Below are 8,615 nucleotides of genomic sequence, written 5' to 3'. Positions count from 1 at the left end.
AACAGCCCCCTCGGAGATCACTCCGAGGGGGCTGTTCGATGCATTATGCCTGGTCAGGCATGGTGCCCCCGGCAGGATTCGAACCTGCGACACCCGCTTTAGGAGAGCCGTGCTCCAGCGTCTGGGCCGAGCGACCGCGACCGCCCCACCCCGTGACCGGCCCCCCTGAGTCGCGTCCCGCCTACCGCGTCCGCGTCACCGTCACCCGATAGTTCCCCGCCGCGTCCGCCCCCCCGACCGCCACCTGGACCCCTCTGACCGGATCGCGGAAGGTCTCGCCCGCCGTGAAGGGCGCGTCCGACAGCTCGGCGTGCACATTGGGGCTTCGGGTGCAGCCTCCGCTGTCCCGGTGGGCGTCGTACACCTTGACCGGGCCCATGCCCGTGTCGACGTCCGCCTCCACCTTGTAGATGAGGACGCCGGGGCGGCAGACCGCCTCGTCGTTGCCCTCGGGGGTGCGCAGCTCCAGGGCGTAGCCCGTCCGTCGGGACAGGGGGACGAAGACGAGTCGGGTGCCGTCGGTGCCGGGGCGTTCCAGCGGGGTCAGGGTGTACTCCGAAGTCCCTCTGCTCATCGCACAGTTGACCTGGGCCGGGTCCAGCCAGCCGAGCTTCCACTTGTGCCAGCCGAGGAGGTCGTTGTTGGCGCCCCAGTCCTCGCTCATGATGTCCCAGTGGCCGACCGCGCCCCCGCCCTCCTGGGTGTAGAGGTCGGGCAGGCCGAAGACATGGCCGTTCTCGTGCGGGAGGACGCGGTAGCCGGTCCGGGCGTAGGAGCCGGAGCCGTCGTCCTGGCGGGAGTAGACGAAGGAGGCGTTGGAGACGGGGACGCCGTCGGCCACCGGGGCCTCCGTGTTGCCCGCGAACGTCACCGACAGGACCGTGTCCAGGGCGGAGGGGCCCGCGTTCGGGGTGACCAGGACGTTCAGGAGGTCGTACGACCTGAAGTCCACCGTCGGGTCCGCCGCGGCCACGATGTCCTGGACGAGCTGCCGGTAGCCGGGGTCGAAGGGCGCGCCGCGCTCTATGCCGTAGGACTTGAAGGACCTGGGCATGCGGAGCCAGTGGGTGACCGGGGTCTCGGGGCGGTAGTCGAGGCGGCCGTAGGAGCTGGTGGTGAACCAGTCCTGGGTCTTGGGGAAGAACTCGTGGTAGCGGTCCATGGCGCTGCCCTGGCCGGGGGCGTCGGAGAAGTCGACCATCAGGGTCAGGGCGTGGACCGTGCCGGTGGAGCGGGAGTAGCCGCCGGGGGTGGGGATGCCCTCGGACATCTGGACGTCCAGCGGGCCGTTGATCATGCAGGGGCCGAGTACGGAGGTGCGGGCGAGCGCGACCGGGCCCGCCGCCGTCGTGGCGCCCGAGGTGAGGTGTCCGGTGCCGGCCGAGGTGCTGACCGCGAGGGTCAGGACGGTCACGGACGCGAGGGCTGCCACGCGGCGCGGGCGTATCCGACGGCTGGGCTGCATGCATGGACCCTTCGCGCCACGGCAGCCGCCGGTCTCCGACTGCACCCTTTCGATCACCCTGAGTCGTGCGGTGCGAGGGCGCGCGCTGGAGGAGACCGACCGTGTGGTTCCGGAGGACGGGGGCCGAAGATGGGTCCAAACGGGATGTGACCCAGGTCACATCAAATGTCCCGCTGAGTGGGAAATAACCGGGGACCGTTTCCCCGTTTGGTCATGTGTCCGAGCGAAACGGGGACCGCCTCCCCGGATCGCCCCGAGTAACCCAAGGAGTACGCCGTGACGACCGCGACCCCCGTACAGCGAAAGGTGACCCGGCCGCGCGCCGACGCTTTGCGCAACCGGGAGCGGATCGTCACCGCCGCCCGCGAGATGTTCGTCGAGTTCGGCCCCGATGTGCCGCTCGACGAGATCGCCCGCCGGGCCGGCGTCGGCAACGCCACGCTGTACCGCAACTTCCCGGACCGCGACGCCCTCGTCCGCGAGGTCGTCTGCTCGGTCATGGACCGGATCGCGGAGGGCGCGGAGGTGGCACTCGCCGAGACCGGCGACGCCTTCGCCGCGCTGGAGCGCTTCGTGCACGACTCCGCGGACGAACGGATCGGCGCGCTGTGCCCGATGATGGCCAGCACGTTCGACCACTCCCATCCGGACCTGGAAGCCGCCCGCGAGCGGGTCGAGGAGCTCATCGGCGAGGTCATGGAACGAGCCAGGGAGACCGGGCAGCTCCGGTCCGACGTGGGTGTCGGTGACGTGATGGTCGCCGTGGCCCAGCTCAGCCGGCCCCCGGCCGGCACCGGTTGCCTCAGCGCCGACCGCTTCGTACACCGACACCTGCAGCTGTTCCTGGACGGACTGCGGGCCCCGGCCCGCTCGGTCCTGCCCGGTACGGCCGCGACGATGGAGGATCTCCGGCAGCCCTGACCGAACCCTGACCGATCCGTTCGGCGCCGATCAGTTCAGAGCGTCACGCCAGTCCCACCAGCAAGCAACCGGCTCTCGTCGTCGTAGACGAGCCGTCCCCGACCACGTCCTTCTTCCGTATTTTTCCGTCACGAAGTCCCGAAGTGGGTACCACCATGTCTGAAACAGCTCGAAGCGCCCCCGGCGCTCTCGACAAGGCCTCCGAGGCCGCCGAGCACGAAGCCCATGCCAACCGCTGGAAAGCGCTCGCGTTCATCGCGCTCGCCCAGCTGATGGTCGTGCTCGACGCGACCATCGTGAACATCGCCCTCCCGTCCGCCCAGACCGACCTGGGCATCTCCGACGGCAACCGGCAGTGGGTCGTCACGGCCTACGCCCTCGCCTTCGGCGGACTCCTCCTCTTCGGCGGCCGCATAGCCGACCTGTGGGGCCGCAAGCGCGCCTTCGTCGTCGGCCTGACCGGCTTCGCCGCCGCGTCCGCGCTCGGCGGAATGGCCACCACCGGCGCCATGATGTTCGGCGCCCGTGCCCTCCAGGGCGCCTTCGGCGCACTGCTCGCGCCCGCCGCGCTCTCCCTGCTCGCCGTGATGTTCACGGACGCCAAGGAACGCGCCAAGGCGTTCGGCATCTACGGCGCGATCGCCGGTGGCGGCGGCGCCGTCGGCTTCATCCTCGGCGGTGTGCTGACCGAGTACCTCGACTGGCGCTGGACGTTCTTCGTGAACATCCCGTTCGCGATCGTCGCCGCGCTCGGCGCGTACTTCGTCATCCGCGAGCCGGAGGGCGGCCGCAACCGCAACCCGCTCGACATCCCCGGCGTGCTCCTGTCCACCCTCGGCCTGGTCTCGCTGGTCTACGGCTTCACCCGCGCCGAGACCGACGGCTGGGGCGACTCCTCGACCATCGCGCTGTTCATCGCGTCGGCGGTCCTGCTCGTCTCGTTCGTCATCGTCGAGGCCAAGGTCAAGGCCCCGCTGCTGCCCCTGCGCGTCATCACCGACCGCAACCGCGGCGGTATCTACCTCTCGCTCGGCATCGCCATCATCGCGATGTTCGGCACGTTCCTCTTCCTCACCTACTACCTCCAGGTCGTCAAGGGCTTCTCGCCGATCAAGACCGGCTTCGCCTTCATGCCGATGATCGTCGGCATGATGGTCGGCTCGACCCAGATCGGCACCCGCCTGATGACCCGCCTGCCGGCCCGCCTGCTCATGGGCCCCGGCTTCCTGGTCGCCGCGGTCGGCATGCTCCTGATGACGCAGCTGGAGATCGGCTCGTCGTACGCCTCGATCATCCTGCCCGCGATGCTGCTGCTCGGTCTCGGCATGGGTACGGCGTTCATGCCGGCCATGTCCCTCGCGACCCTGGGCGTCGAGCCCCGGGACGCGGGTGTCGCCTCCGCGATGGTCAACACCTCGCAGCAGGTGGGCGGCGCCATCGGTACGGCCCTGCTGAACACGATCGCCGCCTCCGCGACGACCGCGTACATCAAGGACCACATCGCCGGCGCGGGTACCTCCAAGACCCAGCAGCAGCTCGTCCAGCTGCAGGGCCAGGTGCACGGCTACACCAACGCCATCTGGTTCGCCGTGGGCATGCTGGTCGCGGCCGCGGTCATCGTCTCGGTCCTCGTCAACGCGGGCAAGCAGGGTTCCGACCCGGTCGCCTCCGGTGACGGAGCCGAGGACGAGTTCAAGGTCCCGGTCGTCGCCCACTGACGACGCCCGACCCGGTCGTACCCCCTTCGCACCATCCGTACGTACGGGGAAGGGGACGCCCCGTACGTACGACTCCCAGGAACTGCCCTGGTTCTCCGCTGAGTTGAGCGGCTCAGCGGAGCCAGGGCAGATCCGCGCCCGCCTCGTCGGGCTGAAGTCCCTCGGCGACGATCTCCATGATCTCGCCGAGGGACTTCTGCTGTTCCGGGCTCAGCCGCTCGAACAACGCCTGCCGTACGGCGGTCACATGACCCGGCGCGGTCCGGCTGAGCACCTCGTACCCCGCGTCGGTCAGCACCGCGAACTGGCCGCGCTTGTCGGAGGGGCAGTCCTCGCGGCGCACCCACCCGTTCTTCTCCAGCCGCGCCACCGCGTGCGAGAGCCGGGAGCGGGTGATCTTCGCGTTCATGGCCAGCTCGGTCATCCGCAGCCGGCGGCCCGGCACGTCGGCGAGCTGGACGAGCAGCCCGTAGTAGATGTGCGGCATGCCCGCGTCCCGCTGCAACTGGCGGTCCAGATGGTCCTCCAGGAGGGTGCTGGCGTGCATGTAGAAGCGCCAGACGCGCTGCTCCTCGGCGGTCAGCCAGCGGGGTTCGTCAGCGGAGGCCGCTTCTTCAGCGGGTGCGGGTGCCGTGTTCATGCTCTCCACTGTACGAGAGCTCTCCTTGAAGGTTAAACAAATGGGGCGTAAGCTCTGGCTCAGGAAGTTTGAGAGTTCAAGCATCGAGTTCACATATCGAGTTCGAGCGCCATGTCTCGATCAAGGATCGACCCAGGGGAGTGACCGTCATGTCCACCGCCGCACCGGAGCGCATGCCCGCCCTGTACCTCAGCCACGGCGCGCCGCCCCTCGCGGACGACCCGATCTGGCCCGGCGAACTCGCCGCCTGGTCCGCCGACCTCCCGCGCCCCAAGGCGATCCTCATGGTCTCCGCCCACTGGGAGGAGGCCCCCCTCGCCCTCGGCGCCACCGACCCGGTCCCCCTGGTCTACGACTTCTGGGGCTTCCCCGAGCACTACTACCAGGTCCGCTACGACGCCCCGGGCGCCCCCGAACTCGCCGCGTCCGTAAGGAAGTTGCTGCGCGCCCCGGGCATCCCCGTACAGGACGTCCCCGACCGCGGCCTCGACCACGGGGCGTACGTCCCGCTCGTCGAGATGTTCCCGGCCGCCGACATCCCGGTCCTCCAGGTCTCCATGCCGACCCTCGACCCGGCGAAGCTGATGGACATCGGCCGCAAGCTCGCGCCGCTGCGCGACGAGGGCGTCCTGATCGTCGGCTCCGGCTTCTTCACCCACAACCTCGCCGCCCTGCGCCACACTGGCGGGGGAGTGCCCACCTGGTCCTCCGAGTTCGACGACTGGGGTCGCCGGGCGCTGGAGGCCCGCGACTGGGACGGCCTGCTGGACTTCCTGCACAAGGCGCCGGCCGGGCGCTACGCCCATCCGCGCACCGAGCACTTCGCCCCGCTGTTCGTCACCATGGGCGCGGCCGAGGCGAGCGGCGAGCTGGACGCCCCGGAGGCCCTGAACCCGTCCGTGATCGACGGGTTCTGGATGGGGATGGCGAAGCGGTCGGTGCAGTTCGGCTGAGCCCGCGCCGAAAGGCCCTTCCCTTCGGGAAGGGCTACAACTCCTTCTCCCACCAGGCGACATCCCAGTAGCGGCCGAACTTGCGGCCCACCTCCCGGTGGACGCCGATGTGCCGGAAACCGAAGCGTTCATGCAGCCGCGTGGACGCTTCGTTGGGCTGTGCGATGCCCGCGTAGGCCCGGTGCACGTCCTCGGTCTCCAGGGACTCGAACAGCGCCTTGTAGAGCAGCGTCCCGATACCCCGGCCGCCGGCGTCGGGGGCGAGGTAGACCGTGACCTCGACCGAGGTCGAGTAGGCGGGCTTCACCCGGTAAGGGCTGGATGTGGCGTACCCGAGGATTCGCTGTGAGTTTCCTTGGAAGATCCCGTCGACGGCAACCTTCAGGCGGTATGGCCCGTCTTCAGGGTGGGAGAGCAGCCAAGGGCGGCGCTCCTCCGGCGAGAAGGCGGCGGTGTCGAAGGTGATCGGGGTCTCGCGCACGTAGTGGTTGTAGATGTCGGTGAGGGCGTCGAGGTCACTCTCGACTCCCGGCCTGACCTGCACCTCTGTAGGTTCCGACGGCATCGTTACCCCCTTGTGGCCGGACAGGGTACTGCAAGATCAGAAAAATAGGGGAGTGGGTCGGGAATTCTGTCCGGATTCCAGTCGTTGTTTCCATCAGATGCAGGGCACACGAGAAGAGTGCCGAGGCATCACAGGAACACCTGACGAACACCTGCTGACCTACCATCGCAAGGGAGCACGCATGGCAACCCGTGCCGTAGCCCGTCGTAAGTCCGCCTCCGGCGAGACCTCCGGCGTGGCGCGCAGTGTTCGCGCCCATGGCGGCGAGATCGCCGACCGCGACCTGGTCGGCATGTATCTCGACGAAATCGCGCGCACACCGCTGCTCGACGCCGCCAAGGAAGTCGAGCTTTCACAGACCATCGAAGCGGGCGTGTTCGCGCGCCAGGTCCTCGACGGCGAGGAGCAGTCCCAGGCGGACGCCTCTCGTGAGGAGTTGGAGGCCCTGGTCGCCGAAGGGGAGCGTGCCAAGGACGTCTTCATCCGGTCGAACCTCCGCCTGGTCGTGGCCGTGGCCCGCCGTTACCCCCGTAGCGGCCTGCCCCTGCTCGACCTGATCCAGGAGGGGAACGCGGGCCTGGTGCGCGCGGTCGAGAAGTTCGACTACCGCAAGGGCTTCAAGTTCTCGACGTACGCGACCTGGTGGATCCGCCAGGCCATCACCCGCTCCATCGCCGACCAGTCCCGGACCATCCGGCTCCCCGTCCACCTGGTGGAGGAGCTGGGCCGGATCCGGCGCGTGCAGCGCGAGTTCAACCGGAAGAACGGGCGGGAGCCCGAGCACGCCGAGATCGCCGCCGAGCTGGAGTCGACCCCGGAGCGCGTGACGAACGTGCTGGACTGGGCGCGTGACCCGGTCTCGCTGAACATGTCGGTGGACGACGACGGCGACACACAGTTCGGTGACCTCCTGGAGGACACGTCCGCGGTCTCGCCCGAGCAGTCCGTCATGACCCTGCTGCGCAGCGAGGAACTGGACGACCTGATCGGCCGCCTCGACCAGCGAACGGCCTCCATCATCAAGATGCGGTACGGCATGGAGGACGGCCGGGAGCGCACGCTCACCGAGGTCGGCAAGGAGCACGGCCTGACGCGCGAGCGCATCCGCCAGATCGAGAAGCACGCGCTGCTGGAACTGAAGAAGCTGGCGAGCCAGACCGGGTTCGACGCGGCGGCGTAAGCGCGAGCGGTCGTGAGCGCGGGGGTGGTTGTGCCGGGGGCGTGAGCCTCCGGCTCCCCGTCCGGCGGTCGCGGGGGCGTGCACGAACGCAGTGCGTGCCGGTCCGCGTACGCCCGGTGGCGGGAGGCCGCGCAAACATGGCCGTGGAACGCCGCTTCAACCTGCGGGGCTGTGGGAACAAGACTCCAGGGCCCCGGAGTTGGGGTCACGGGCTCTGCCTCCAGGCCCCCCTGAGCCAAGTCCCGACGCAATCCCCCCCCGGCGCCGGGACTCTCCCGAACCGGGCTTCGGCGTCTGTCCCCCCAGGCGCCGAGGCCCGGTTCTTCTCGTGGAGGGGACGGGTGGGGGAGAAGAAGGGCGAGCGGCGGACGAGGTGCCGGGCAGACCGGGACGGCGGGGCACCCCGTACCTGAACCCCGGGGTGGCCCGCCGAATGGCAGATTGTGCCACAGAGGCATAGCCTGCCGATGTGAGCAGCCCCACCCCACCATCCGATTCCCGTCGCGCCTCCCCCTCCGCACCGCTCTCGCTGACCGAGCGGCGCAGGGCCGAGACCCGGATGGAGATCGCCCGGGCGGCGGCCGGACTCTTCGTGAAACACGGGCTGCGGGCCACCCGCGCCGAGGACATCGCCCAGAGCGCGGGCATCGCTCCCCGCACCTTCTACCGCTACTTCGCCACCAAGGAAGAGGCCGTCGCCCCGCTCTACGCGGCCGGCGCCGAGCGCTGGGCGGAGGCGGTCCGCGTGGCCCCGCCCGCACTGTCGGTACCGGAGGCCCTGGAACACGGGGCGCTCCACACGCTGACCCCCGGAGTGGGCGTCTCCGTCAACTCCTGGACCTGGGTCCGCCCACTGATCCGCATGGCGGAGTCCAGCTCCGGCCTGCGCAAGGTGTGGGCGGAGGTCTGCCAGACCGGCGAACGCGCCCTCGGCGAGGTCCTCGCGGAACGCATGGCCAAGGCCGACGACGCCAACACCGCACAACTCCCGTCCGCGACCTCCCCGGAGCTGCGCTTCGCCGCCGCCGTCGCAAGTGCCGCCGTACGCACGGCCGTTGAAGGCTGGGCCTTCGGCGAGGAGCAGACGGGAGCGGGCGCCCAGTCCGGGCCTGCGGAGCTGGCACTGCGGAATCTGCGGGTGTTGCGGTATCTGCCGTGGGGGGAGATCGGGCG

Annotated in this window: 8 protein-coding genes; 5 read left to right on the top strand and 3 right to left on the bottom strand. The window is 69.7% G+C overall.

Annotation, left to right across the window (positions count from 1 at the left end):
• Positions 1-181: 181 nt before the first annotated feature.
• Entirely contained in the window at positions 182-1,465 is a 1,284-nt protein-coding gene (locus JHN63_RS42340; protein ID WP_200690454.1) for a M6 family metalloprotease domain-containing protein, read from the bottom strand.
• Positions 1,466-1,741: 276 nt separating this feature from the next.
• On the opposite strand from JHN63_RS42340, the gene JHN63_RS42335 reads away from it, so the two are divergent.
• Both JHN63_RS42335 and JHN63_RS42330 read left to right on the top strand, forming a co-directional pair.
• The gene (locus JHN63_RS42335) at positions 1,742-2,386 is read left to right on the top strand and encodes a TetR/AcrR family transcriptional regulator (RefSeq protein WP_200690453.1); all 645 of its coding nucleotides are present in this window, start codon (positions 1,742-1,744) and stop codon (positions 2,384-2,386) included.
• Between the two features lie 155 nt (positions 2,387-2,541).
• The gene (locus JHN63_RS42330) at positions 2,542-4,104 is read left to right on the top strand and encodes an MFS transporter (RefSeq protein WP_200690452.1); all 1,563 of its coding nucleotides are present in this window, start codon (positions 2,542-2,544) and stop codon (positions 4,102-4,104) included.
• Between the two features lie 112 nt (positions 4,105-4,216).
• On the opposite strand, the gene JHN63_RS42325 is transcribed toward JHN63_RS42330, so the two are convergent.
• The gene (locus tag JHN63_RS42325) at positions 4,217-4,744 is read right to left on the bottom strand and encodes a MarR family winged helix-turn-helix transcriptional regulator (RefSeq protein WP_200690451.1); all 528 of its coding nucleotides are present in this window, start codon (positions 4,742-4,744) and stop codon (positions 4,217-4,219) included.
• Between the two features lie 149 nt (positions 4,745-4,893).
• Here JHN63_RS42325 and JHN63_RS42320 point away from each other — a divergent pair, with 149 nt between their 5' ends.
• On the top strand, positions 4,894-5,697 hold the full coding sequence (locus JHN63_RS42320; protein ID WP_200690450.1) for a dioxygenase: 804 nt from the start codon (positions 4,894-4,896) through the stop codon (positions 5,695-5,697).
• A 34-nt stretch (positions 5,698-5,731) separates the two neighbouring features.
• Here JHN63_RS42320 and JHN63_RS42315 read toward each other — a convergent pair whose 3' ends face one another.
• A complete protein-coding gene (locus tag JHN63_RS42315; protein WP_200690449.1) occupies positions 5,732-6,262 on the bottom strand; it encodes a GNAT family N-acetyltransferase in 531 nt (176 codons plus the stop codon).
• Positions 6,263-6,443: 181 nt separating this feature from the next.
• On the opposite strand from JHN63_RS42315, the gene JHN63_RS42310 reads away from it, so the two are divergent.
• A complete protein-coding gene (locus tag JHN63_RS42310) occupies positions 6,444-7,442 on the top strand; it encodes an RNA polymerase sigma factor RpoD/SigA (protein ID WP_200690448.1) in 999 nt (332 codons plus the stop codon).
• 559 nt (positions 7,443-8,001) lie between these two features.
• A partial coding sequence (locus JHN63_RS42305; protein WP_200690455.1) for a TetR/AcrR family transcriptional regulator occupies positions 8,002-8,615 on the top strand: 614 nt, incomplete at its 3' end.

It is taken from the genome of Streptomyces sp. MBT65, assembly GCF_016612545.1.
Taxonomy (GTDB): Bacteria; Actinomycetota; Actinomycetes; order Streptomycetales; family Streptomycetaceae; genus Streptomyces.
This window is presented reverse-complemented; position numbering and strand designations above follow the sequence as displayed.

Bases quoted from the DNA above. Each gene is read 5' to 3' on its own strand.
- JHN63_RS42340 (WP_200690454.1), bottom strand. From the start codon at position 1,465: ATGCAGCCCAGCCGTCGGATACGCCCGCGCCGCGTGGCAGCCCTCGCG.
- JHN63_RS42330 (WP_200690452.1), top strand. From the start codon at position 2,542: ATGTCTGAAACAGCTCGAAGCGCCCCCGGCGCTCTCGACAAGGCCTCC.
- JHN63_RS42325 (WP_200690451.1), bottom strand. From the start codon at position 4,744: ATGAACACGGCACCCGCACCCGCTGAAGAAGCGGCCTCCGCTGACGAA.
- JHN63_RS42320 (WP_200690450.1), top strand. From the start codon at position 4,894: ATGTCCACCGCCGCACCGGAGCGCATGCCCGCCCTGTACCTCAGCCAC.
- JHN63_RS42315 (WP_200690449.1), bottom strand. From the start codon at position 6,262: ATGCCGTCGGAACCTACAGAGGTGCAGGTCAGGCCGGGAGTCGAGAGT.
- JHN63_RS42310 (WP_200690448.1), top strand. From the start codon at position 6,444: ATGGCAACCCGTGCCGTAGCCCGTCGTAAGTCCGCCTCCGGCGAGACC.